Origin of the sequence: Acinetobacter bouvetii, assembly GCF_902753875.1 — a bacterium.
Taxonomy (GTDB): domain Bacteria; phylum Pseudomonadota; class Gammaproteobacteria; order Pseudomonadales; family Moraxellaceae; genus Acinetobacter; species Acinetobacter bouvetii_A.
The window spans coordinates 1-24036 of sequence record NZ_CADDTS010000040.1; the positions used below are offsets into that span (position 1 = coordinate 1).

The 24036-nt window shown below is 42.4% G+C and carries 21 protein-coding genes and 4 tRNA genes; 17 read left to right on the forward strand and 8 right to left on the reverse strand.

Going from position 1 to position 24036, the window contains the following annotated elements:
* Positions 1–159: 159 nt before the first annotated feature.
* The 3 genes from FB6_RS11660 to FB6_RS11670 form a co-directional block, all read right to left on the reverse strand.
* Positions 160–828: an HAD family hydrolase gene (locus tag FB6_RS11660; protein ID WP_174560153.1), complete on the reverse strand. Its 669-nt coding sequence runs from the start codon at positions 826–828 to the stop codon at positions 160–162.
* 373 nt (positions 829–1201) lie between these two features.
* Complete coding sequence (locus FB6_RS11665) at positions 1202–2152, reverse strand: RluA family pseudouridine synthase (protein ID WP_174560154.1); 951 nt, start codon at positions 2150–2152, stop codon at positions 1202–1204.
* 520 nt (positions 2153–2672) lie between these two features.
* On the reverse strand, positions 2673–2819 hold the full coding sequence (locus FB6_RS11670; RefSeq protein ID WP_174560155.1) for a hypothetical protein: 147 nt from the start codon (positions 2817–2819) through the stop codon (positions 2673–2675).
* Between the two features lie 89 nt (positions 2820–2908).
* On the opposite strand from FB6_RS11670, the gene FB6_RS11675 reads away from it, so the two are divergent.
* The 6 genes from FB6_RS11675 (at position 2909) to FB6_RS11700 (ending at position 9066) form a co-directional block, all read left to right on the forward strand.
* Positions 2909–6241, forward strand: coding sequence for an Rne/Rng family ribonuclease (locus FB6_RS11675; protein WP_174560156.1), 3333 nt, complete (start codon positions 2909–2911; stop codon positions 6239–6241).
* Between the two features lie 185 nt (positions 6242–6426).
* Complete coding sequence (locus FB6_RS11680; protein ID WP_174560157.1) at positions 6427–8268, forward strand: long-chain-acyl-CoA synthetase; 1842 nt, start codon at positions 6427–6429, stop codon at positions 8266–8268.
* Positions 8269–8461: 193 nt separating this feature from the next.
* Positions 8462–8537 (forward strand) — tRNA-Lys (locus FB6_RS11685).
* A 23-nt stretch (positions 8538–8560) separates the two neighbouring features.
* Positions 8561–8636, forward strand: a tRNA-Lys gene (locus FB6_RS11690).
* Positions 8637–8694: 58 nt separating this feature from the next.
* Positions 8695–8770 (forward strand) — tRNA-Lys (locus tag FB6_RS11695).
* 220 nt (positions 8771–8990) lie between these two features.
* A tRNA-Lys gene (locus FB6_RS11700) sits at positions 8991–9066 on the forward strand.
* Between the two features lie 385 nt (positions 9067–9451).
* Here FB6_RS11700 and FB6_RS11705 read toward each other — a convergent pair.
* Positions 9452–10051 (reverse strand): hypothetical protein, encoded by a 600-nt coding sequence (locus tag FB6_RS11705; RefSeq protein ID WP_174560158.1) that lies wholly within the window; start codon positions 10049–10051, stop codon positions 9452–9454.
* 299 nt (positions 10052–10350) lie between these two features.
* On the opposite strand from FB6_RS11705, the gene FB6_RS11710 reads away from it, so the two are divergent.
* Positions 10351–10617 carry a PspC domain-containing protein gene (locus tag FB6_RS11710; RefSeq protein WP_174560159.1) on the forward strand — a complete coding sequence of 89 codons (267 nt, stop codon included), beginning with the start codon at positions 10351–10353 and terminating at the stop codon, positions 10615–10617.
* Between the two features lie 62 nt (positions 10618–10679).
* Here FB6_RS11710 and FB6_RS11715 read toward each other — a convergent pair whose 3' ends face one another.
* The gene (locus FB6_RS11715) at positions 10680–11780 is read right to left on the reverse strand and encodes an HPP family protein (protein WP_174560160.1); all 1101 of its coding nucleotides are present in this window, start codon (positions 11778–11780) and stop codon (positions 10680–10682) included.
* A gap of 705 nt (positions 11781–12485) precedes the next feature.
* Between FB6_RS11715 and glyQ the strand changes: the two genes are divergently transcribed.
* From glyQ to FB6_RS11755, 8 genes are all read left to right on the forward strand, one after another.
* On the forward strand, positions 12486–13454 hold the full coding sequence (glyQ, locus tag FB6_RS11720) for a glycine--tRNA ligase subunit alpha (RefSeq protein ID WP_174560161.1): 969 nt from the start codon (positions 12486–12488) through the stop codon (positions 13452–13454).
* A 37-nt stretch (positions 13455–13491) separates the two neighbouring features.
* Positions 13492–13887: a tautomerase family protein gene (locus FB6_RS11725; RefSeq protein ID WP_174560162.1), complete on the forward strand. Its 396-nt coding sequence runs from the start codon at positions 13492–13494 to the stop codon at positions 13885–13887.
* A gap of 45 nt (positions 13888–13932) precedes the next feature.
* Entirely contained in the window at positions 13933–15999 is a 2067-nt protein-coding gene (gene glyS / locus FB6_RS11730; protein ID WP_174560163.1) for a glycine--tRNA ligase subunit beta, read from the forward strand.
* A 69-nt stretch (positions 16000–16068) separates the two neighbouring features.
* Positions 16069–16788 (forward strand): adenylate/guanylate cyclase domain-containing protein, encoded by a 720-nt coding sequence (locus tag FB6_RS11735; RefSeq protein WP_174560164.1) that lies wholly within the window; start codon positions 16069–16071, stop codon positions 16786–16788.
* Positions 16781–17395 carry a hypothetical protein gene (locus tag FB6_RS11740; protein ID WP_174560165.1) on the forward strand — a complete coding sequence of 205 codons (615 nt, stop codon included), beginning with the start codon at positions 16781–16783 and terminating at the stop codon, positions 17393–17395. The genes FB6_RS11735 and FB6_RS11740 overlap by 8 nt, the downstream gene beginning before the upstream one ends.
* Positions 17396–17453: 58 nt before the next feature.
* Positions 17454–17843: a hypothetical protein gene (locus FB6_RS11745; RefSeq protein ID WP_174560166.1), complete on the forward strand. Its 390-nt coding sequence runs from the start codon at positions 17454–17456 to the stop codon at positions 17841–17843.
* 407 nt (positions 17844–18250) lie between these two features.
* The gene (locus FB6_RS11750; protein ID WP_174560167.1) at positions 18251–18583 is read left to right on the forward strand and encodes a hypothetical protein; all 333 of its coding nucleotides are present in this window, start codon (positions 18251–18253) and stop codon (positions 18581–18583) included.
* Between the two features lie 217 nt (positions 18584–18800).
* A complete protein-coding gene (locus tag FB6_RS11755) occupies positions 18801–19256 on the forward strand; it encodes a hypothetical protein (protein ID WP_174560168.1) in 456 nt (151 codons plus the stop codon).
* 97 nt (positions 19257–19353) lie between these two features.
* Here FB6_RS11755 and FB6_RS11760 read toward each other — a convergent pair whose 3' ends face one another.
* Both FB6_RS11760 and FB6_RS11765 read right to left on the reverse strand, forming a co-directional pair.
* Entirely contained in the window at positions 19354–20307 is a 954-nt protein-coding gene (locus FB6_RS11760; RefSeq protein ID WP_174560169.1) for a 2-hydroxyacid dehydrogenase, read from the reverse strand.
* Positions 20308–20767: 460 nt separating this feature from the next.
* Positions 20768–22039, reverse strand: a complete 1272-nt coding sequence (locus FB6_RS11765; protein ID WP_174560170.1) for a hypothetical protein — start codon at positions 22037–22039, stop codon at positions 20768–20770.
* Positions 22040–22159: 120 nt separating this feature from the next.
* Between FB6_RS11765 and FB6_RS11770 the strand changes: the two genes are divergently transcribed.
* A complete protein-coding gene (locus tag FB6_RS11770) occupies positions 22160–22942 on the forward strand; it encodes a class I SAM-dependent methyltransferase (protein ID WP_174560171.1) in 783 nt (260 codons plus the stop codon).
* 10 nt (positions 22943–22952) lie between these two features.
* Positions 22953–23537, forward strand: a complete 585-nt coding sequence (locus FB6_RS11775; protein ID WP_174560172.1) for a hypothetical protein — start codon at positions 22953–22955, stop codon at positions 23535–23537.
* A 42-nt stretch (positions 23538–23579) separates the two neighbouring features.
* On the opposite strand, the gene FB6_RS11780 is transcribed toward FB6_RS11775, so the two are convergent.
* Positions 23580–23990 carry a GFA family protein gene (locus FB6_RS11780; RefSeq protein WP_174560173.1) on the reverse strand — a complete coding sequence of 137 codons (411 nt, stop codon included), beginning with the start codon at positions 23988–23990 and terminating at the stop codon, positions 23580–23582.
* Positions 23991–24036 lie beyond the last annotated feature (46 nt).

Consider the following 24036-nt stretch of genomic DNA (forward strand, 5'->3'; position numbering starts at 1 on the left):
AGAATTATTCAACTAAATTTATTCGAAAGGAAGCTCTTAAGGTCACTCTTTCTGCCTGATAAAAAATGGCTAAAACAAGAAGAACCTCAATTGAGGTTCCTATTGTGATATTTGTGGGACAGCAGTGGGATCACCTCCCTTTTTATTGATCCCATTGAATCAACCCGCTTGTTTTAAATTCACATGATTGAGTAAAAGCTGATGCAAACTGGCAACGTCATCGGCAATACCAAGCGGATTATATTGTGTCAGCACTTCACGCGTATGCACACCATAACTCACCCCAACACGCGGCATGGCAATATTTTGTGCCATTTCCAAATCGTAGGATGTATCGCCCACCATGATCGCATTTTCAACCTGAATATCCGTGGTTTGTAGAATTTCAGTCAGCATTAAAGGATCAGGTTTGGACTTGGTTTCACTAGCCGCACGCGTTGCTGCAAATAATTCCCGGCTGGCAGTTTGATTAAGTACACGGTCTAAACCTTTACGGCTTTTCCCGGTCGCCACAGCAAGTTTCAGGCCTTGAGATTTCAAGTCAAAAAGCATGTCTGCTATACCATCAAACCAGGCATCATTTTTTGAATTTGCCACATAGTGATCGGCATAACATTGCAAAATTTCTGCATGCAACTCTGGAACTGATGGAAATAGAACTTGAGCTACTTCAGGCAAACCCAAACCAATAATGCTTTTTGCTGCTTCATGGGTTAAAGGCTGATTAAACTGCTGAGCTGCAAATTGCAGACTAGCGACAATTTGTCCCACGGAATCAAATAAGGTTCCATCCCAGTCAAAAATAATCAGTTCTACAGGTTGTTGCATGTTTTTGTTCCAACGTTTGATTCAGTGCATTAAAGCCCTCTCCTTCCTAGGAGATGAGCAGCGCTGCTGTTCAAGGGAGAGGTAAAGCTCAGCAAATAAACTAAACCTTCTCCTTCTCAACAATAACAATTTATAGCACGTAATTTGCCATATGAAGGCGACATGGATGCCGCCGTTGATCTGTCTTGCACTCCGCTTTAAAGCTCGTTCAGGATGCACCATCAGATCAACAAAAGATTTTTATCTTGCGAAGCAGTGCTTCTCATCTTTGAAAAGTAAGGCAATGCCTACGCGATAATAATTCAAGCCAAGATAATAAGAAGAGGCTATATCATTCTAATCACCTCTCCCTAAAGGAGAGGGAAATTAAAAATTAAGAAGACTCTTTATCTTTCTTCTGCGCTCTTAACTGCGCCACCAAACTCTGCATATCTTCAGGCAAAGGTGCTTCAATCACAGGATAACCCGGAATTTCCAGACGCATGGCATGTAAACACAAACGACGTGGCTTCGGCCCTTTATATTCAGTTTCATGACCATATTTTTCATCACCCACAAGCGGATGACCAATACTCAAACCATGCACACGAATCTGATGTGTCCGGCCTGAAAGCGGCGATGCATAAACCAAAGTGGCATGCATAAAACGCTCAGCAACCTTCCATTGGGTCTTGCTGTCCTTACCTTCTTTAGATACACGTACACGACGCTCGCCATTGGCCAGCTCATAACGGTGCAAAGGCTGGTCAATAAGTTGTTTATCCAGACTCACCACGCCCTTCACGACCGCTGCATAGGTTTTCTGGATTTTGTGTTCACGCAGCATGTCCTGCAATGTTTTTAAGGTACTGCGCTTTTTACTGATCATCACCAGACCGGAAGTATCACGGTCAATACGATGAATCAGTTCCAGATATTTCTTGCCAGTGGCGGCACGCAAACCCTCAATCAGGCCATATGCCACGCCACTACCGCCATGCACGGCAATCCCTGAAGGTTTATTCACCACCATCAGGCCTTCATCTTCATACACTACACGGCTGAGTAAGCTTTGCGCCACTTTGTCTGAAATAGGCGCAGCGGTTTCATCTTTTTGTTCATAGCGAATAGGTGCAACGCGGATTTGATCGCCAATATTCAACTTGGTCTCCGCCTTAATCCGCTTTTTATTGACCCGAACCTGTCCTTCACGAATCAAACGATAAATCCGACTTTTAGGCACACCTTTAAGTCTGGAAAATAAAAAATTATCGATGCGTTGGCCTGATTGATGCTCGTCCACTTCAAACCAAGTGACACTTTGCCATTCTTGCGTAGAATTCATACAGTTACGATGACCCAAAAAATACTAAAATTGATTAAAAACTGATCATTTAGGCTATGCTTTACACAAGAAAGATAAGCTTAGCCCATAGGCAGATGATGCAAGGTTTGATATAGTCAGCGCACGGATACCACCGTTAGTGGGAAAAAATTTAATCACTTCAATATTTTTGAAGCCGAATCTTAAATTTCACAATTCACACTAAATGCGGAAAGGTCCCTAAAGAATATGCCGACGCCGAAGGCTTATTATATCGGCAAAAAAGCAAACTGTTGCGTTTAATTGTACTTAGGTACATAAATCAGTTTGCCCTAAAAAATATGTCGCCAACTTAGTTGGTTTTTAAACGTAAACTGATACACATCAGATTAGTCGCACCCTGAAGTCGCATTCAGGCTACAACGTTGATGCATTGGATCTGCACATAAAGCACCGATACGATGATAATTCCGTATCAAGACGCTCTATCTTTAAGGAAGGGATGATCTTCAAGCTACGTGACAGTGAAAGTTACTCACATCTAATGCACCGTTTGTCCGCCAGTGAATCGTTCAGGTGACTTTAATCGTTTAAAGATTGAAGCCGTATTGCCATCTTCAATACGTGAATCAAAAACCGAAGCCCACCTAAAAGGCCGGTAAGAAAGCTCAGACCACAATTGCGTCATTTTGAGATCTGGGTGTTGATCCGTAATGTGTGATGTTCGCTACGTGAATAGCGATGTTTTGTTGTGTATCACTATTAGGTGTTACACCCATGAAACGTATGTTGATTAATGCAACACATGCCGAAGAGATTCGCGTTGCACTTGTCACTGGTCAGCGTCTTTACGATTTTGATTTAGAAAATCGTACCCGTGAACAAAAAAAATCTAATATCTATAAAGGTCACGTCACTCGCGTAGAACCTTCTTTAGAAGCCGTTTTTGTTGAGTATGGTGCAGGCCGTCAAGGCTTCCTGTCGATGCGTGAAATCGCAAACTCATATTATCAGGCTGACCCTCGTCAAACTTCCAATATCCGTGAATTGATCACTGAAGGTACCGAACTTTTAGTACAAGTGGAAAAAGAAGAACGTGGTAATAAAGGGGCTGCGCTTTCTACCTTTATCTCACTTGCCGGTCGCTATTTGGTGTTGATGCCAAACAACCCGAAAGGTGGTGGTATTAGCCGTCAGATTTCAGGTTCAGTTCGTGAAGAATTGAAAGAAATGTTGGCCTCTTTAAATGTGCCTCGCGGCATGAGCGTGATTGTGCGTACTGCGGGTATTGGCCGTTCTCAAGAAGAATTACAACTTGACTTGCAACACTTACTCGACCTTTGGGCGCAAATCCAGAACACCGCAAGTTCAGGCCCATCACCAATGCTGGTTCATCAAGAAGCCGGTGTGGTCACACGTGCAATTCGTGACTACCTGCGTGATGATGTTGCTGAAATTTTAATTGACTCAGAGCAAGCCTATAACGAAGCCTATAACTTCGTAAAAGCCGTGATGCCACGTCAAATCGACAAACTCAAAACCTATACCTTAAATGAGCCTTTATTTGCTCACTTTGGTATTGAAAGCCAAATTCAAACTGCTTATGAACGTGAAGTAAAACTGCCTTCTGGTGGTTCAATCGTGATTGACCAGACTGAAGCTTTGGTTTCTATCGATATTAACTCGGCTAAATCAACACGTGGTCACGACGTTGAAGACACAGCGCTCAATACCAACCTAGAAGCCGCTGAAGAAATTGCCCGTCAATTGCGTTTACGTGATATCGGTGGTTTGGTGGTAATCGATTTCATCGACATGACCAAAGACCGCAACCAGCGCATGGTTGAAGCGAAACTGCGTGAAGCGACTCAAAGCGACCGTGCCCGTATCCAGTTCGGCCAATTGTCACGTTTTGGTTTAATGGAAATGAGCCGTCAACGCTTACGTCCATCGCTTGAAGAAGCCACTGGTTATGTATGCCCACGCTGTCATGGCACAGGTATGGTTCGTGACCTGCGCTCTCTCTCACTTTCTATCATGCGTAAAGTGGAAGAAATTGCCCTGCGCGAACGTCATGGTGAAGTGCAAGTTGAAGTTCCGGTTGAGATTGCAGCATTCCTATTGAATGAAAAACGTCACAGCCTGGTTTACCTGGAACAAACTTCTAATGTCCGTGTCACCGTGTTGCCTCACCCGCACCTGGAAACACCACATTACGAAATTTCCTACAATCCGGAAGGCTTTGCGCCAACCAGCTATGAACGTACTGAAGCAACCCGTTCTAGTGAAAAAGAATTGGGCTACGAAGCATCTGAATGGCATCTGGAAGAAGAACAGCAAGCGGCTCTCCAAGCTCAAGCGCCTGTTCAACAAGAGCGCGGCCATAAAAAGCAAAAAAATCAAGGATCACAACCTGCGTCTGCTCAAGTAGCAGCACCAGCTGCGCCAGCATCTAGTCCATGTGCCTGGTTAGAAAATCTGTTTGTACAAAAACAGGCAGCTACTGTAGACCAATCCCGTACTGCAAATAATGCCGCTGCTGCGATTGAGCAAATGGTCAATGCCGGTGCGGTAAGTCGTGGTCAATTGGGTCAGGTTACGACCGCTGTCTCTGCTCCAGCAGCCGCTGCAACAAGCAGCAATGCTTACTTGACGCCAACTGCTCCTGTAAGCCATAAACAGGAACAACGTGAAGTTGCAGATAAATATTCTGATAAAGAAGAAAAATCGCAACGTCACAATAAAAAACGTAGCAATAAGCCTAAAGAGCAACGTGAACAAACTCAGCACGACAATCAAGTGCATGAAGAAGTGGTTCAGGTTTCTCGCCAGGAACGTCAAGAGCGCCAAGAACAGCGTCAGGATTCACGTGAAAACAAGCGTCCGAACCGCCGTCAACATGCGGAACAACAGGCTGATAATCAAGCAGAACAAAATGCTGTTCCACGCCGTGACCGTCGCAACCAGCAACGTCCAGAGCGTCCAAATCGCCACCGCGATCAAAGCGTATTGAACGAACAGGCACAGCCTCAAGCTGCCACTCCTGCTGTTGTAAACGAACAACAACCTAAAGTCGAAGTGATTGATACACCTCGTCAGGACGTACTTCCAACGGCTTTAGTGGTGAATGTTGATCAGGCGAAAAGTGAAATCGTCGCGTTGAATTCAACTGCTGCTGTAGTTGCTGAAGCGCCTATCGCTTCTGCAGCACCGGTCGCTGCTGAAACTCAAGCTGCAGCAAGTGAAAAACCAGTGGTTGCTCAGGATGAAAAACCTGCTGCAAGCACTGAAATGCAAGAGTCGCACAAACCGCGTTCTGCAGACAAACGTGCCAGCAACGATCCGCGTATGCGTCGTCGCCATAAACGCGAAGCTCAGGCTAAACAGGCTCAAGCACCGAAGTTAAGCCCTTCTCAAGTGCCAACTTTAGGTCAATATACAGTGGGCAGTTTAATTCGCCATGTTTACGGTGAAGATTGTTCAGTACTGATTGAACAGTTTGGATTAATTCCAACCTTCAATCGTGCTTTGGTGAAATTCACCGAGCAGTATGCTGAGACGATCGCGCATCAAGCTACTGAAGCAGAAGCACCTGCACAGCCAGTGACTCGTGATGTTGCAGTTATCAAAGCTGCGCCTGAAGCAGAACCTGCACCTGTGCTTGATCTGACACCACCAAAACCGGCGTCTGACAACCGTGTAGCCAATGACCCACGTGAACGTCGCCGTTTGGCTAAACAGGCTGCTGAGCAAGCTTTAGAACAAGCGAAGCAAGCACACGAACCTGAAGCCGCTAAAGTTGTGCCTGAAACAGCTGCAGCTGAAGTGACTCCTGTGGCAGAGCAAGAAACTGTGACAGCAGAAGTGGTTGAGCCTGTGATCACTGACGCTCCTGCTGAAGCTGTCAGCGAAACCGTGGCCGAGGTTGCACCAGTGACCAAGCCAGAAGCGGTACAAGCTGAATTGGCAGTCGAAAACCAGCAGGATGTAACGGCAGAGCCTAAACCAGGAATTGAAAAAACTGAAGGTGAAGAAGCTGACAAACCTGTTCGCCCTCGTCGTCCTCGCGGTCGTCCACCAAAGAAAGCGACTCCTGCAAATGAGTCATAATTAGCTCTAATTTATCGAAATAAAAAAACCTAGTCATTTCGGTGACTAGGTTTTTTTTGATACTTTTGTCGGATTAGGTTGATTGCACTAGAATTAAACGATTAAAAGACAAGTGCGCAAATGACTGCAAGACTTAATTGCGAACAAAAGAGCGTATTGGATTACGAAAAATAAATAGGATTCACATGAACCAGACTACTCAGAGCGATCTTATCGGTATTGCGGATGTCGCAGCAAAACTCCCCCAGTTTATGGGTAAACTTCCTCATTTATTGAGCGGGCTTAAACAGGCCTATCTGCGTACACCGAATACTCCGGCAGGATTGGGAATTGCCTTTGAAAAGGCCGTTCAACGTAATCCGCAAGGTACCGCATTATTGTTCGAAGATCAAAAATTCAGTTATGAAAAACTGAATGAATGGGCCAACCAAATTGGCCACTTTTATTTGTCTCTAGGCGCAAAAAAAGGCGATGTGATTGCCGTGATGGTCGAAAACCGTCCGGAACTGATTGCCACAGTGATTGCCCTGGCAAAAATTGGTGTGACCGCCGCTTTGGTCAATACTTCACAGACCGGTAAAGCACTGACCCACAGTATTAATCTGGTCAAACCGATTGCTGTAATTGCAGGTGAAGAATGCCGCGCAGCAGTCGAAGAAGTTCGCCAGGATCTGGAACTTGCAGCAGACCGTTTCCACTGGTTTGCCGATCAACCCACTCAAACAAATGCAGGCACAGCACCTCAGGGTTGGGCCAATCTGGCTGAAAAAGTTGATCAATTTCCAAAATTCAATACGCCGACCACGCATACCATTCAGGGTAAAGATGGCTTGTTTTACATCTATACCTCTGGCACGACCGGATTACCGAAAGCCGTTATTTTCACCCATAGCCGCTGGACTTTGGCCTATGGTACCTACGGTCATGTACTGGATTTAAAACCCAATGATGTCATGTACTGCACACTACCACTCTATCACGCTACCGGTATTGTGGTGTGCTGGTGCGGAGTGATTGCCAGCAGTGCAACCTTGGCTTTACGTCGCAAATATTCAACCTCTTCGTTCTGGAAAGATGTCAAAAAATTTGATGCTTCCGCGATTGGTTATGTCGGTGAACTGTGCCGTTACCTGATGGATGCACCTCCATCTGAACTGGAAAAAGGCCATCGTGTTAAAAAGATGATCGGCAATGGTATGCGCCCGAATATCTGGGACAAATTCAAGGACCGTTTTGGCATCGAAGAAATCTTGGAGTTATATGCTTCAAGCGAAGGCAATGTTGGTTTCAGCAACGTGTTTAACTTTGACAATACTGTCGGTTTTTCCCCTACACCATATGCGATTATTGAATTTGACAAAGAAACCAACCAACCTGTGAAGGACGCCAAAGGCTGGTGTAAAAAAGTCAAAAAAGGCGAGGTCGGTTTGCTGGTGGGCAAAATTACCCGTCGTTCACCTTTTGATGGTTATACCGACCCGGAAAAGAATAAATCCGTGATTCTAAAAGACGTGTTTAAACAGGGTGATGCCTTTTTTAACACTGGCGACCTGGTTCGAGATATCGGCTTCCGTCATGCGCAATTTGTAGACCGTCTGGGCGATACGTTCCGCTGGAAAGGCGAAAATGTCTCCACAACAGAAGTCGAAAATGTGGTTAGCGAATATGAAAAAATTGCTGAAGCCGTGGTCTATGGCGTGGAAATTCCACATACCAATGGCCGAGCTGGCATGGCAGCCATTACCCTGAATGCCGATGCGGAATTAAGCGCCGCAGATTTGCAGCAAATGGCGACAGCATTTAAAAAATGCCTGCCTGCTTATGCCGTTCCGGTATTTTTACGTGTTCAGGCACAAGTGGAAACCACGGGCACCTTCAAATATCAAAAGAACAAGCTCAAAGAACAAGGCTTTGATCCCAATAAAACCGATGAGCGTATGCTGGTTTTACTGCCCAATGCCACAGAATATTGTGAATTAAGTGCAGAAATATTCAACAATATTCAAGCCTATCAATATCGCTTCTAATTTCAAAGCGAGTGTTTTTTGGCTAGATATAGCAAATTTGTTGTATTTATAATCAAACATCAACAAGTTTGCTAATTTTTACTTGCGCTCGTTTGATATCTTGCTACAATACGCTCCATCAAACGAAGTGGTGTTGAGAAAACTCTTTATTTTCTTGCACTGCACATTCAAGTCTAGCTTGAATGTTGGTTCAGGGTCGTTAGCTCAGCTGGTAGAGCAGCGGACTTTTAATCCGTTGGTCCCGCGTTCGAATCGCGGACGACCCACCACTTAATTTGATCAACCTAGAGATGGGTCGTTAGCTCAGCTGGTAGAGCAGCGGACTTTTAATCCGTTGGTCCCGCGTTCGAATCGCGGACGACCCACCATCTTTTAAAAGGCTTCTGACATGAAGCTTTTTTAGCTTTTAAAAAGCGTCTTTTGAATGGGTCGTTAGCTCAGCTGGTAGAGCAGCGGACTTTTAATCCGTTGGTCCCGCGTTCGAATCGCGGACGACCCACCATTCTTTCTTAGGGCTTCTTTCTGTACTACAATAGAAACGAAACCTGCAATATTCCGACCAAGACAAACCACACCGTTTCGGTTGATTCGCCATTCTCGAAATTTTGCTATATCGATGTTGCAAAATACAGTGCTTCAATGCACTTTTAAAAATCTTTGATTTTTTCTTGCACTCGGGTGAACCCTTAAAGCAATGCTTTAAGTTCACTAATCCTGACTCAGGGTTGTTAGCTCAGTTGGTAGAGCAGTAGACTCTTAATCTATTGGTCGAGGGTTCGAGCCCCTCACAACCCACCAGATTCCATGCTAATTCCGATCTGTTCCGGATCATATAAAAATGCGCCCTATAAGCGCATATTTTCTTATTAAAACTTTATTAATCACTTAGGGTCTGTTGACAATTCGTCTATGTTTGCGACTACGAGTATTTTTTAGAGGATACAAGGCGTGAACTACAAAATTTAGTCATTCTAAATGCGTAGTTCACAACGACGTAGCGTCAAAAAATACTCTAGTCCCGAAGGGTTGGGGCTAAAATTATCTCAAACTGCGTCATGAAATTTAAAAATGGAACCACCATTCTTTGCATTTCATTTTTACGATGTATACATCTCATTGCTCAATTTTGGCCTACAACGCAAGCCATTTATGAAATGTCAACAGACCCTAACTTATCTTGAGTTTATTTTTCTTTCTTTAACCGATAAGCCTGCTTGGGAAAAGGATTACCTTCAGCAAAATATTGTTTATTGATTTCTGTAGCATATGCAGTTTTATCCAGATTCATCACCAGATTAGACTGCTTATCCACATCATAAAAAAAATCCACACCACTTGAGCGATGTAAAATCACTTGATGGTATACCGGATCATAAGACCAACGATCCTGATGATAATACATATTTGAAGTATAGGTGATTTGCCCCGAATGAATCATGGTGCGATGAGCAGTGCCATCTTCAAGTAAATTCACCACAAAATCAGAACTCCCTCCTTTGCAATTCACAAAAGGATCATCGCAACTGATGGTGGTTTGATAACGGCCAATATAGGGCTCAGCAATTTTCGGAATTGTTTTTTTGATCTTTGACTCTGTTTGCTGCACAGGAATAGTTGCCTGCCCTGCCACATCTGTTAATTTTTTACCTTGAGTCGCTGCAGCTGCAGAAGTTGTGGTATCCATTTGTTTGGCCACAGAATCTTCTACAGGTTGCTGACAACCTGTCAATCCTGCAATAAGTACAACAAATATACATTGATGATAATCTGCTTTTAGCAACACCCATAGCCTCTCAAATCATAAATTTTTTTCGACTGCTTATGTATATATTCACTGACTGACAGGAATAATTAACAGGATTAATTCTATTGAAATGCAATTCACATGGTTGATTTTTATTGATATTAATCAACCTTTTTAAGATAACCGAATTTTAGGTCTCATTCCTAGCAATTACCAATATGCATTTACATAACTTAACTATTTTTTAGTATTTAGCACTTTAAAAATGGATATCGCATCTCCATCTTTTTATCATCACCAAATTTTTTAACTGTTTTGTTATTTTTAAGGAGACCTAGATGGCCAATGTTGGTTTATATCGCTCTAATCGCCAGAACATGATTGCCGGTGTAATGGGTGGTATTGCTGAACGTTTTGGTTGGAATGCTACTTTACTTCGCATTATTTTTGTCCTTGTTTCTGTCATGAGTGCAGCATTCCCGGGCATTTTAGTCTATCTGATTTTGTGGCTGGTGATTCCTAAACAGCCCTTTCTTATAGATCCAGCAGCAGGCTATCAAAATCCGGTTCGGACGGTAAATCAGGATGCTAATCCATATCGTTAAACACTGATCCTTTTTCGCCACGGCTTTTCCCCCAAAGAGTCGTGGCTTTTTTTGCTTTTGATTTATGCCACCAGATTCAATTGCTGATTTAATGCCGCAATCATATCGGCCCGGCTGATAATTCCAACCATGTGGTAATTTTCTACCACTGGAATGTAGTTAAATGAGCGTTCCACAAAATACGGAACCAAATCCTGAATCGGCTGCTCCGGTTTTACCGTTACGACTTGGCGTACCATAATATCCTTCACTTGCCGCTGCCAGGTGGTTCTTAAATCAGTCGCACGCTGAAACCATTCCACCACTTCATATAAAGCCAGCGTCCCCACCAATTGCTGCTGGGCATTCACCACCGGCAGACTCATTAAATTCATGTCCTTGAATTTATCCAGCGCGGAATGAATATCCTCATTTTCGTTCAGACTCATGACATCTTTGCTCATGATGTCCTGACATTTGAACTGACTTAATCCTCTGGCATTGGCTTTTTCCTGAGCCTTTAAAATGATTTTTTGCAGGTCATATTCACTAATATCCAAAAGCTCGGTTTGCTGACCCAGTGCTTCCTGAATATCTTGCGGTTGAATGGTGACTTTTTGCGTTGGTGTCGGGTCTTTGGAACGCTGATTCACTTGTGCCACTTGTGGATACTGTTTACCCAACACACGGTTAAACCCGATCGCAATCACCAGCAACAGCAGTGAATTTAACAACACCGGATAAAAGATAAAGTGATATCCCAACTCATGTACCGCTTCCCCACCCAGTACCGCAGTAATGGCCACGGCCCCACTCGGTGGATGCAAGGAATCTGTACTCATCATCAAAATAATAGCAAGGCCGACTGCCACACTAAACGCTTCTGTCAGGTTTGGAATATACATGGCGCAGGTCACCCCAATAATTCCCGCAATGGTATTTCCGACCACCATATTCCAAGGCTGTGCCAACGGACTGGCAGGCACGGCAAACAGCAATACCGATGAGGCTCCCATCGGCGCGATATACCAGGCATTGATATCGCCCAGCACCCACCAGCTGATCAAGGAAGAGAGCGCCAACCCCAGCAATGCACCAATGCCACACAACAGACGATCTTTTAAGGGAAGAATCTTGAAATTGGGCTTGAGGGTATTCAGCCATTCGCGTTGGGGATGGAACACAGTGCACCTTTTGTTATTTTGGGTGGAAGTTTGGAATTATAGAATGAGGTAATATAAAGGTGTATTTATTTTATATCTTTTCTAAATTCATTTTCCTACTTATGATGAGATAGATGCCACAAAAACCAATGATCTCAAACATTTAAAATAAACTAAAAAAGATGCTTAACTTATGCAACTTCTGTTTCGCCCTTTAGTTCAAAGCAAAAAACGTATTGCGCTCAATTTATTGCTCGCCCCGATAAATAGCTTCTTGTTCGTAGATTTACCTATTTTATTATTAGCGGCTGTATTCCAAGATCTCTACAATGAGATCAATATAGTCTTGAGTTTATACATTCTTATTTTTATCCCTGCTATCCTTTTCTATGTTTTATTCATTTATCCCCCACTGATCATTTACTTTTTGTTATTACAACATTTTAAATTCTTTCAATTATTCAGCATTATCCTAGGCGCTATTTTAGCCATTTTCATTTTTGCTTATAGCATAAGCCCTAATAACCTACTGAATTCAATTTATAAGTTTTCATTTTTTACCTTACCTACAGTCGGACTTTTTATCTTTTTAAGCCTGCGCAGTCATAGGGAAAATATCAAAAACAATGACATCTGATTGCGTAGATTTCATGGATACCCTTTGCCACTCACCGCCAAAATCCTTATACTTAGAGCCAATTTTTCTCTAATTTTAATGGATGCTACATGAGTCGCGCCATATCGCATATTGATACATTTCAAGGCTTAATTCTTGCCTTACAAAACTACTGGGCTGAACAAGGTTGTGTGGTGTTACAACCTTACGATATGGAAATGGGTGCAGGGACATTCCACACTGCAACTTTCCTTCGTGCTTTAGGGCCAGAAACATGGAACGCGGCTTACGTACAACCTTCACGTCGTCCCAAAGATGGCCGTTATGGTGAAAACCCGAACCGTTTGCAACATTACTACCAGTTCCAGGTGGTGCTGAAACCAAACCCGGACAACATCCAGCAATTGTATCTGGATTCGTTAGAAGCCATTGGTATTGATACCCTCACTCACGACATCCGTTTTGTGGAAGATAACTGGGAATCGCCAACACTGGGCGCTTGGGGCTTAGGTTGGGAAGTTTGGCTCAACGGTATGGAAGTGACTCAGTTCACTTACTTCCAGCAAGTGGGCGGTGTTGAGTGTTACCCGGTAACAGGCGAAATCACTTACGGTCTTGAACGTCTGGCCATGTACCTGCAAGGTGTAGACTCAGTTTACGATCTGGTTTGGACCAAAGGTCAGTTTGGTACAGTGACTTACGGTGACGTATTTCATCAAAACGAAGTTGAGCAATCGACCTATAACTTTGAATATGCACCAGTCGACAAGATGTTTGAACTGTTCGACTTCTATGAAGCTGAAGCAACACGTTTAATTGAAGCTGAACTTCCACTGCCAGCCTATGAACAGGTGATCAAAGCATCGCATAGCTTTAACTTGCTGGATGCACGCGGTGCGATTTCGGTGACTGAACGTCAACGTTACATTTTACGTGTACGTACTTTGGCGCGTTCAATCGCAACAAGTTATGTGGCAGCACGTGCGAAACTTGGTTTCCCGATGGCGGAACCACACCTACGTGATGAAGTGCTTGCACAGCTAAAAGCACAAGTTGAAGCAGAAGCACAGCAAGGTTAACAATTTGATAAAACAATAATGAAATGGAAGTGAAGCTATGCCAAGTGTGACCATTGAAGTAAGACGCGAATATACAGTCGAGCAAGAAATTGCCATTATTGAAGCGGTTCAATCTGCTTTGGTGACACACTTTAAGATTCCTGAAAAGGACAAGCACATTCGCTTCTTTGCTCATTTACCGCATCGTTTTGCCTGTCCACCGCATCAAGATCAACCTGAGTTTTACACTCAAATTATTATTGATGCTTTTGCTGGGCGTTCTGTTGAAGCAAAACGCGCACTTTATCAAGGTATTGTAGATAATCTTAAGTTGCTTGGTATTCCACCGACCTATGTCACCATTATTGTGCGTGACATTCCTCTGGAAAATTGGGGAATCCGTGGAGGACTGGCAGCCTGTGATGTTCCTTTAGGATTTAAAGTTGATGTTTAAATCAACTGAATTTGATACATCGACATTTAAAGAAGACATTTGAAAATGACACATACAGTTTTATTTGAACTTGGTTGTGAAGAACTTCCACCAAAAAGCTTAAAAAAATTACGTGATGCGCTGCAAGCAGAAACCGTTAAAGGCTTAAAAGATGCTGGCTTAGCGTTTGATTCAATCGAAGCTTATGCAGCACCACGTCGTCTTGCGCTTAAAATTGTCAATGTTGATGGCGCACAAGCAGACACACAAAAACGTTTTGATGGCCCTGCTAAACAAGCAGCATTTGATGCGGAAGGCAACCCAACCAAAGCGCTTGAAGGCTTTATGCGTGGTCAAGGCATTACTGTTGATCAAGTATCGACTTTCCAAGCAGGTAAAGTTGAAAAAGTTTGCTACTTAAAAGATGTCAAAGGTCAAAGCCTTGACGTTTTACTGCCACAAATTTTACAAACGGCTTTGGACAATCTTCCAATTGCAAAACGTATGCGTTCTGCGGCAAGCCGTACTGAATTTGTACGTCCGGTGAAATGGGTTGTGTTGTTGAAAGATAACGATGTGATTGATGCAACGATTCAAGATCACAAAGCAGGCAACCTGACTTATGGTCACCGTTTCCATGCACCTGAAGCCATTACTTTGGCAAATGCAGAAGAATATCTACCGAAGTTAAAAGCAGCGCACGTTGTGGCTTCATTTGAAGAACGTCAAGCGATCATCAACGAGCAAGTGAAAGCACTTGCGGATGAAGTGAATGCGATTGCGATTGTACCAAGCGATCTTCGTGACGAAGTGACTGCATTGGTTGAATGGCCTGTTGCGCTTCGTGCCAGCTTTGAAGAACGTTTCCTTGCTGTTCCTCAAGAAGCACTCATCACCACGATGCAGGACAACCAAAAGTATTTCTGCTTGGTAAATGCTGACAACAAACTTCAACCTTACTTTATTACCGTTTCAAACATTGAGTCTAAAGATCCGACTCAAATTATTGAAGGGAATGAGAAAGTTGTTCGACCGCGTTTGTCAGATGCTGAATTCTTCTTCTTACAAGATCAAAAGCAGCCGCTTGCGTCGCGTAAAGAGAAACTGGCAAACATGGTATTCCAGGCAGAGCTTGGCACACTATGGAACAAGTCTGAACGTATTGCGAAATTGGCTGTAGCATTAGCGCCGATCACTGGTGCGAAAGCGGAAGATGCAGAAAAAGCTGCCTTGCTTGCAAAATGCGACTTAACCTCTGAATTGGTCGGTGAATTCCCTGAACTTCAAGGTATTGCGGGTACTTACTACGCACGCATTGAAGGCGAAAATGACGAAGTTGCTGAAGCACTAGGTGAACAGTATTTACCTAAATTCGCTGGTGATGTATTGCCAAAAACCAAAACCGGTACTGCGGTAGCGCTTGCTGATCGTCTTGATACTTTGGTTGGTATTTTCGGGATTGGTCAGGCACCTACAGGTTCTAAAGACCCGTTTGCACTACGTCGTTCTGCAATTGGTATTTTGCGTTTAGTGACTGAAAACAATCTTGATGTGTCTTTAGAAGATTTAATCAAGTTGGCTTTGGCTGCTTATGGCGATGTATTGAAAGACCACGACAAGACTTTGGCAGATGCGGTTGCATTCCTTGAAGGTCGTTACCGTGCGAAATACGAAGACCAAGGTGTTGCGGTTGACGTGATTCAAGCGGTTCAAGCCTTGTCGCCAAAATCTCCACTTGATTTTGACAAACGCGTAAATGCGGTGAATCACTTCCGTGACCTGCCTGAAGCTGCTGCGCTTGCGGCTGCGAACAAACGTGTTGCCAACATTCTGGCGAAAGAAGCTGAACCTACAGGTGCTGTGGTTGAGGCAAATCTGGTTGAAGATGCTGAAAAAGCATTGTTCGCTGAACTTGCGAAAATCACACCTGTGGTTGAGCCATTACTTGCTGCGAAAGACTACACAGAAGCACTTTCTAAGTTAGCTGCACTGCGTGCCCCTATTGATGCGTTCTTTGACGGTGTCATGGTGATGGCAGATGATGCAGAACTGAAAGCAAACCGTTTGCGTTTACTTGCTCAATTACGTGGTTTGTTTACCAGTGTTGCAGATATTTCAGTGTTGCAGCACTGAGCCATAATTGCTTGAAAGTTAAAAGAAACCCCGCTATAAATTAGTGGGGTTTTTTAATAGATAAATAAAATGCAAGCTAACTATAAAGTTTATGATTTTGAAAAAAGTCGTGAAAGGATAGATGAAATATTAGACTCTTCCGATAATAATTATCAAGAGAGTAATAAAGTACCTAGTATTGATGATCTAACGTATAACAATGGCTATCATATAAATTGCTCTGCTCTATTTATTGATTTACGTGGTTCAAAAGAACTAGCTACTAAACATCAAAAAAAGGTCTTAGCAAAAATATATAGAGCATATATTTCCGAATTGGTTGCTCTCCTCAACGGTAATCTAAATATCCAGCAAATCTATATTGAGGGTGATTGTGTTTGGGGGGTATTTAATACTGAAACAATTGTTCAAATCAATGAGGTATTCAATACAGCTGCTAAAGCTAATTCACTAATTCATACTTTAAATATAAAACTTAAGAAAAAAAATTATACTCAGCTTAAAGTTGGTATTGGACTTCATTATGGGCAAGCTTTAGTTATAAAAGCTGGCTATAAAGGTAGTGGTATCAATGAAGTTACTTGGATTGGTGAGCTAATTGGAAAAACGGCTCAATATTGCAATGATGCTAACAAAGGATGGCGCAAACCGATCATTCTTTCTGATGTTTTCCATCAAAATTTAAATGATGACAACAAAAAATTATGTAACAAAGTACCTTATACGGATTTTCATGAGTGCGACGTTATAAATACATTGATGGATACATGGGTTCAAGACAATGGATAAACTTGATTTTCTTCATTCAGCTATCCAAGACACTCAACAAAATATTCGTGCTGTAGATTTTAAAATCGGAGCTTTATTAGCAGGCTCTATCGTTCCCTTTCCTCAAATACGAGACATTTTTAAGTTCTTCCTAACGAATGATCTTTGGTGGCAACACGCTATTGCAGCTATTATTTTTGTAATTTGGCTAGCCATAGTTCTTATTCTACTTTCTGCATTATCAGCAATTGATAACCCAGCCAAACATATTAAAGATAATACAGATCAAAATGGTCTTTACTTCAATGGTGGTTTATTTCAATTTAAATTAATAAATATATTTTGGCGAACAAAGAACTTTGCCTCAAAATCTGTCCAAGACTACAAAAATGAAATTGAAGATGTATCTCTAGATATTTCAAAAGAATTAGCTTATGAACATTTAAAGCTAATCTATATTCGTGATCTAAAAGTTTTCCGCTTACGACACGCGATAGTATTAATTTTTGTACTCATTATAGTTGGGTCTATAAGCTTTCTATCTGCTCCAAATACGAAAAAAATTGATGTCGTAAATCAAGATATACAACATCTTCAACCCAAACAATATTTAGACTATTTGTTATAGCCAATAATTCATCAATTCCCTATACTCAAACTAACAACACTCAACAAGAAAGAATCATATGAAATTTAAAACGATTATTTTGACAGGTCTTGCGGGTATTGCTCTTACGGCGTGTACAACTGCTCCTAAAATCCCACAACTGGAAACTGGTGTTCTACAAGAAGTTGAAAACCTGGATGTCTATCCGGATACCACCAACAACAAAGCCAAACTGACTAAATTTTTCGACAAATGCGTGATTGAATTTACCGGCAACCTTGCCGCAGGAAAATCGGTAGAACAATGGTCATTTAAAGGTTTAACCCTCATGTCCGGTGGCGCAGCAACCTTTGCTAAGGACGGGACAAGCACCGCACAGAACTTTGACCTGAATGCTCCGGAAGTGAAAAAGAACTTCCTTGCCCTGCGCAACAACTTCCATAAAGATGCTTTGGCACAATGTGACTAATCTCATCAGGAATCATCGGCTCAACTTTGACCCGGTGATTCTGCCCTTCTCAGCATCGCCCTGTATTACGTTTATCTATCATCCTTTATAGAGCTCACTCAATCCATCTCTCCATTACCCAAACTTTAACGTCAATTCAAATTCCTTTCACTGTGCACGGAATTCAGTGTGCTTAAACCTGCATTTGTATCTGAAAAAATCCTGATTTTATAAAACTATCAAGGATTCAAAATCTTAACCAATTGCGATTGTAAATCATTTTCACATACACGGAATGAATGTTAATTCGCTGTTGCTAAAACGTTTGAATTTATTCTCAAGTGAATGATTTCCCTATTAAACCGAATATGATAGTTAACTTATGACTCGGAGACATTCGGGTTCTGTCATACAGGATAAATCGCGCTATGAAAACGATCAAAACAACATTGACCGCAGCTATCCTTTTAACCACTTCCTTGGTTTTGACACATACCGCCGTTCAGGCAGCAAATAATGTCAAAGCAGAACCAGGTACTAAAAAAGTCGATCAGGCGGCAACAAAAAACACCCATACCACTCGAGCTGCCAGCAAAAACTCTTCAGCAAATAACAAGAACCTTGCTGGTGAAAAAGCTCAGAACAACAAAGAAACTAGTTCACACCCAAGTAATATGGATATTAACGGTCAAACTCATGCTGAGTTAGAAAATATGACTGGACGCCCTCATTCAGGTTTTTCAACCAAAACATCTGAGTAATCAATCAACCTTTTAAACCAGCCCCTAAAAATGCTCATCTCTATGAGCTTTTTTTTTGATGTGTATTTTGAGGTGTATATCGTCTTTATCCTAAATGTAATGAATCTGTATTAATTTCGCCAAACTTCACATTTCAAGCAAAACTAGCCCTTAGAATAAAATTCTATAGATGATGACAAGACTTTTAACGATCTCTAAAACAGGAATAACACTCACAATGAAAATGATGAAGACGATATTGATAAGCAGCACCATTTTGGCAACTACTCCCCTTTGGGCTCAAACCACCACTGCAACTGAAAGCACTGCCAGCCAAACTCAGGTCGCACCTTATGGCGATAATCCCAATATTTTTAAGGTACTAGGACATAAGGCACAGCAAAGCCTAGAGAACACGGCGGAAAAAGTGGATCATGGATTACAGAAAGGCGTCGCCAAAGTTAAGCCAAAAGTTGAAAATGCCTGGGAAAACAGCAAAGAATTCGCAACTGAAAAATCAGAAATGGCCAAAGAAAAAACTCAGCAAGCGGCAGTGAGCGTCAACAAAAAACTCAATGAAACCAAAGATACTATTTTAGGTAGCCCAAATGATCAGCCAGCACCTATTGTTTCTCGTCCTTTAAGCCAGTCCTCAACAGAAAGTTCATCTGTACCAGTGCAACCGGCAAGTTAATACACTGCAAACCGTGCAGTAAGCACTTATTAAAGTCCGAAACCTCTGTCTTAACGATAGAGGCTTCATTGTATGGATCAAAATTGATTGAGATCAATCAATTCACCTGACGAATGGGTTGTCCTGCTTTAAAGGCAGTTACATTTTCCAGCATCTGCTGCACAATGCGTTGTCGTGCATCTACACTACCCCATGCACTGTGCGGGGTAATAATTAAATTTGGAATATCTTCTAACAACAATACATTGCCATCCTTCGGTGGTTCCACCGTGAGTACATCGGTTGCTGCCCCCGCAATTTTGCCTTGTATCAAAGCCTCGGCCAGCGCCGTTTCATTGACAATGCCGCCACGCGCACAGTTAATTAAAAATGCGCTTGGTTTCATGGCATCAAAAGCCTGAGCATCAATTAAATCACGGGTGTCATCGCTTAAAGGACAATGCAGGCTAAGAAAATCTACTTGCGGCAACAACTCAGCAAAAGGCACTCGCGTTGCATCACCTGGACGCTTGGGTAATGAGCCAACTAATATCTTCATGCCAAAGGCTTGTGCCAGTTTGGCAACCGCCTGACCCAATTCACCATAACCAATAATACCCAGCGTCTTTCCGGAGAGCTCGATAATCGGAAAATCCAGCAGACAGAATTGCGAGGCTTTATTCCATTGCCCCTGTTTTACTGCACGATCATATTTGAGTAATGAGGTTGCTAAAGCCAACATTAGGCTGAGCGTATGCTGTGCTACCGCTGCCGTGCCATAACCCTGACAGTTGCACACCACAACACCCTGCTCACGCGCCTGAACCAGATCAATATTATTGGTGCCGGTGGCAGAAATTAAAATCAGTTTTAAGGCTTTACATTGCTGAAGGGTGGCGGCATCCACGACCACTTTATTACTGATCACGACGTCAGCATGTTGCACCCGTTCCAGCAACTGTGCAGGAGTGGTCGTCGGGAACAGTTCAAGCTGATCGAATGCAGCTTCAAGCGCACTGAAGTCCAAATCATTTTTATCAAGTGAAGCATAATCTAAAAATACGGCTTTCATGCGGCTATCCTTGGCTGAGTTTGAGGGAGATCTAAATGATTACCCAGACATTAGAAGCCAGATTTGGGCTCTTTTTCAACTCAATTTAAGCGCTAAAAATATAAAACCCACTATTTAGTGGGTTTGTTGATATGCAGTTGAATCGACTTCCTGATTTCATAAAACACGTAAATTGCTAAGGTAAAGACCAGTAGCAATCCCCCGCCCATAATAATATAAGTCCCTTCCGGACTTTGGGCAAATGTATATGAAGGTAAAGTGATTGTGATCAAAGTAAGTAGCACAGCAGGGAGAACATCATGTTTCATCCTTAGGCACCTGTTATTGTTTATTTTTAAATATAAAGCCGATTAAATCTGCCTTATATTTCCTATCTTAGTCCGATTAAAATATAAAGCAAGAGATTAAAATTTAAACAAACATCATGTTTATTTTAAACCATAACATGCAGCCTAAAAGCTTAAGGCTGCTCCGGTTGAGTGATAAATTGTGTAGTTTCAGGCGTATCCTCAATAAAGTTATGACCGCCATATTCATTATTACTCAAGTTTAGATGCTTATAGCTCAGCACATAATAATCACTATATTTTTTAATGATTAGCGGATGCATGCCCACTGCTAAAGGCTCTTGTTCCTTAAACAGTTTCATCACTTCCCGGTCATTCATCGCCACAATATAACGCTCATCATTCAGGCTAATTTGCAGCAAACCACTGCCTTTGGCAAAAACCGGAATCAGGAATTTATGATTCAAGGCAATCGCACTGGCGGCATAACTTTCAATCTTCTGGCTAATGACATTAAATACCAAGCCATGTCCAAAACAATCCATTAACTGGCTGCGATTTTCCTGCGGCAAATTGACCTGAATGCCCAGTTTCAATAAATCTTGCTGACTGACTTGCTTGTTGCTGAGCAATTCTCTTAATAAATTCTGCTTTAATTTAGAATCAAAAAACTGGTTATCCAGCTGCAAATCATTATTGACCAGAATCGAGCCCAAGGCATCGCGATGGCGGGGCAACAGGTTTTCAATGACCTTACGATAATAAAATTTGCTGTTCTTTTTGACCTGACGGATTTTTTTATAAAAATAAATCGCATCAAATTCATGCAGAATAAAATCACGCAGCAATTCGGAACTGGCCAGGACCGCAATAGCATCGTGCCCGGTAAATGGTAAATTCAGGGTCTGAATTTTAGGCAGTACCTGCTCCAGTTTTAAATAATGCGCACGATCTTCCGGACAGTAGGGATCATAGACCACGATATATTCACGTTCAGCCGCAACATCCTCTGCCTTAATACACATATTGGCATTGATTTCAGGATGATAGAACATGTTATAGCGCGGGTCTTCGACATCTGCCGGATTGATGGAATACTGCGGAACCAGAGCCACCACCCGCTTCAAGTCCAGCAGGTTGGAATACTTGATTACGGCATAGCCACCCATTGAACCGCCATAACCGATCCGGGTTTTGAACGGCGCAATCAGCTCCTGAATCTGGGCCAGCATGGCCCGCATGGAACTTTCTGGAAACCAGGATTTCTGTTTGGGCATGATGCCAATCACATTAAAGTGATATTTAAATAGCGATTTCTCGGCATTAATGGACAGGCCTTTGGCGCGGGTGATCAAATCGCCAAATGAGAAAATCAACTCATCCGATGAGCCTTTGAGAAAGATTACACGAATCTGTTCGTCTTCAAAAATAATGTGTTTATCCATTTCCACACCGAGGCAAATCGGCCCTTGTTATGACAGTCAATGAAACAAATAGACATTGCCTATTTACGAAAAGCGAATATGTTATTTTATAGATGCTCAGCAGATTAAAAAGCGCAAAATATGACACAATCACTCCATCCCGCTGCTCAAAAAGGCTTCAGTTCTGCCGCTGAACTTTATCAACAGGTGCGCCCGAATTATCCACAAGATATCGTGCCTTGGCTAGCCCAGCAGATTCAACTGAATCAAAATTCAAAAGTGATAGATCTTGGCTCCGGTACTGGCAAATTCTTACCTTATCTGCAACAGCTGACTTCACACATCCTTGCTGTTGAACCTATTCCTGCCATGCTTGAGCAGTTAAGACAGGCTTATCCGGAGATTCAGACATTACAGGCCTCGAGTGAACATTTACCTATTCTGGCAAATAGTATAGATGCAGTGATTTGTGCACAGTCATTTCACTGGTTTGCCAATCTTGAAACATTAGGGCAAATTCATCAAGTCTTAAAATCTGAAGGGCATTTAACCTTGATCTGGAATCAGCGCGATGTGGATATTGATTGGGTCAAAGCACTCGCCGATCTGATTGAACCTTTGGAGGGTAACACCCCGCGTTATCATAGTGCTCAGTGGAAACAGGTCTTTGAAGATCAATCCCTGTTTCAGTTGGCCAATACTGCCATTTTTCGGCAGCAACATATTGGCACTGTAGAACAGGTGGTTTCTAAACGGCTGCTGTCCACCAGTTTTATTGCCGCAATGCCCGAACATGAACAACAACGCTTAAAAACTCAATTTGAACAGATTGTTTTAAAGTACACAGGCAAACAACCGCAGGAGGAAATTGCATTTCCCTATATCACCTATGCCTATGACTTCAAGAAAATAGATCAGAAATAAAGGAGCCATCATGATAAAACTTCAATTCAAACAATTGGGTCTTCCAGTTTTACTCTGTTCAGGTTTACTCATGAGTGCCTGTAACAATAGTCAGGATACAGCATCTCAAAGCGATAAAATTCAGCCTGATGATAAAGTAATGCAGGAGTTAATTACCGAACCGGTGAAGGCTTTCGAAAAAACCCCAAATGATCAACACGATATTGCTTTACTCACTGATTTTGACACACGGTTTAACCAGATGAGTGATGAAATGGAAGATGAGCTGGTGAAAATGCATGATGAAGGGTCATTGACCGATGAATTTGCTCATAACCGTAAGCGTGACAATATTCAGTCAGCGTTGAATATGTTGAAAGACCTGAATCTCAAAACCGAGCAAGGGCGTTATATTCAGGGCTTAATTGCAAAATATTGGCAAAATCAGGCTGAACTATATGATGCACATAAAGACAGCAAAACTGAAGAAATAAAAAATTCAGCAGATCAAGTCAAAGGTTTAGGTGAATTTTTACATGCACAAGAACAACTGGAACACTGGCAGTCTCAATACCCAAAAGCAGCGAAGGCCAAAACCACTGAAACGGCCTCATAAAAAAGGGATCTGTGGATCCCTGATTAGAAAAAGGTGATTTGTTTAAGGTCGCTCAGCATATTGTGGCAGGCCATCACAAATCGTATCCCACTCTGCCTTTGACGCCACAAAAATATGCTGCGTCGGTTTTTGCTGCAATGGCGTATCCAGTGTGCCAATTCGCAAACGATACAGATCCGGTGTTTCAGCCTTAATACTGATCATCGGTGATCCACAATCACTGCAAAAACAGCGCTGGGTGGTTTCAGTAGACTGAAATTTTTTCAATAAATGCTCACCTTGTACAATCTTAAAGTCGGCTTTACGAATCGGGGCATTGGTGGCAAATGCACTGCCATTGGCCTTACGGCAGCGCTGACAATGACATTGCACAATCTCCCCAATTTCACCGTGAATTTCATAGCGCAAACCGCCACACAAACAACTTCCTGTATATCGCTTCGGTTCAGACATATCGACTTCTTTTAATCAAAATGAGCCTTAACTTAACATGTCTCAA

Excerpts from the sequence above, each read along its gene's own strand:
- FB6_RS11760 (WP_174560169.1), bottom strand. The coding sequence starts at position 20,307 with ATGAAAGCCGTATTTTTAGATTATGCTTCACTTGATAAAAATGATTTG.
- FB6_RS11780 (WP_174560173.1), bottom strand. The coding sequence starts at position 23,990 with ATGTCTGAACCGAAGCGATATACAGGAAGTTGTTTGTGTGGCGGTTTG.
- FB6_RS11680 (WP_174560157.1), top strand. The coding sequence starts at position 6,427 with ATGAACCAGACTACTCAGAGCGATCTTATCGGTATTGCGGATGTCGCA.
- FB6_RS11775 (WP_174560172.1), top strand. The coding sequence starts at position 22,953 with ATGATAAAACTTCAATTCAAACAATTGGGTCTTCCAGTTTTACTCTGT.
- FB6_RS11745 (WP_174560166.1), top strand. The coding sequence starts at position 17,454 with ATGAAATTTAAAACGATTATTTTGACAGGTCTTGCGGGTATTGCTCTT.
- FB6_RS11725 (WP_174560162.1), top strand. The coding sequence starts at position 13,492 with ATGCCAAGTGTGACCATTGAAGTAAGACGCGAATATACAGTCGAGCAA.
- FB6_RS11750 (WP_174560167.1), top strand. The coding sequence starts at position 18,251 with ATGAAAACGATCAAAACAACATTGACCGCAGCTATCCTTTTAACCACT.
- FB6_RS11770 (WP_174560171.1), top strand. The coding sequence starts at position 22,160 with ATGACACAATCACTCCATCCCGCTGCTCAAAAAGGCTTCAGTTCTGCC.
- FB6_RS11755 (WP_174560168.1), top strand. The coding sequence starts at position 18,801 with ATGAAAATGATGAAGACGATATTGATAAGCAGCACCATTTTGGCAACT.
- FB6_RS11660 (WP_174560153.1), bottom strand. The coding sequence starts at position 828 with ATGCAACAACCTGTAGAACTGATTATTTTTGACTGGGATGGAACCTTA.
- FB6_RS11735 (WP_174560164.1), top strand. The coding sequence starts at position 16,069 with ATGCAAGCTAACTATAAAGTTTATGATTTTGAAAAAAGTCGTGAAAGG.
- FB6_RS11765 (WP_174560170.1), bottom strand. The coding sequence starts at position 22,039 with ATGGATAAACACATTATTTTTGAAGACGAACAGATTCGTGTAATCTTT.
- FB6_RS11710 (WP_174560159.1), top strand. The coding sequence starts at position 10,351 with ATGGCCAATGTTGGTTTATATCGCTCTAATCGCCAGAACATGATTGCC.
- glyQ (WP_174560161.1), top strand. The coding sequence starts at position 12,486 with ATGAGTCGCGCCATATCGCATATTGATACATTTCAAGGCTTAATTCTT.
- FB6_RS11740 (WP_174560165.1), top strand. The coding sequence starts at position 16,781 with ATGGATAAACTTGATTTTCTTCATTCAGCTATCCAAGACACTCAACAA.
- FB6_RS11670 (WP_174560155.1), bottom strand. The coding sequence starts at position 2,819 with ATGACGCAATTGTGGTCTGAGCTTTCTTACCGGCCTTTTAGGTGGGCT.
- glyS (WP_174560163.1), top strand. The coding sequence starts at position 13,933 with ATGACACATACAGTTTTATTTGAACTTGGTTGTGAAGAACTTCCACCA.
- FB6_RS11665 (WP_174560154.1), bottom strand. The coding sequence starts at position 2,152 with ATGAATTCTACGCAAGAATGGCAAAGTGTCACTTGGTTTGAAGTGGAC.
- FB6_RS11675 (WP_174560156.1), top strand. The coding sequence starts at position 2,909 with ATGAAACGTATGTTGATTAATGCAACACATGCCGAAGAGATTCGCGTT.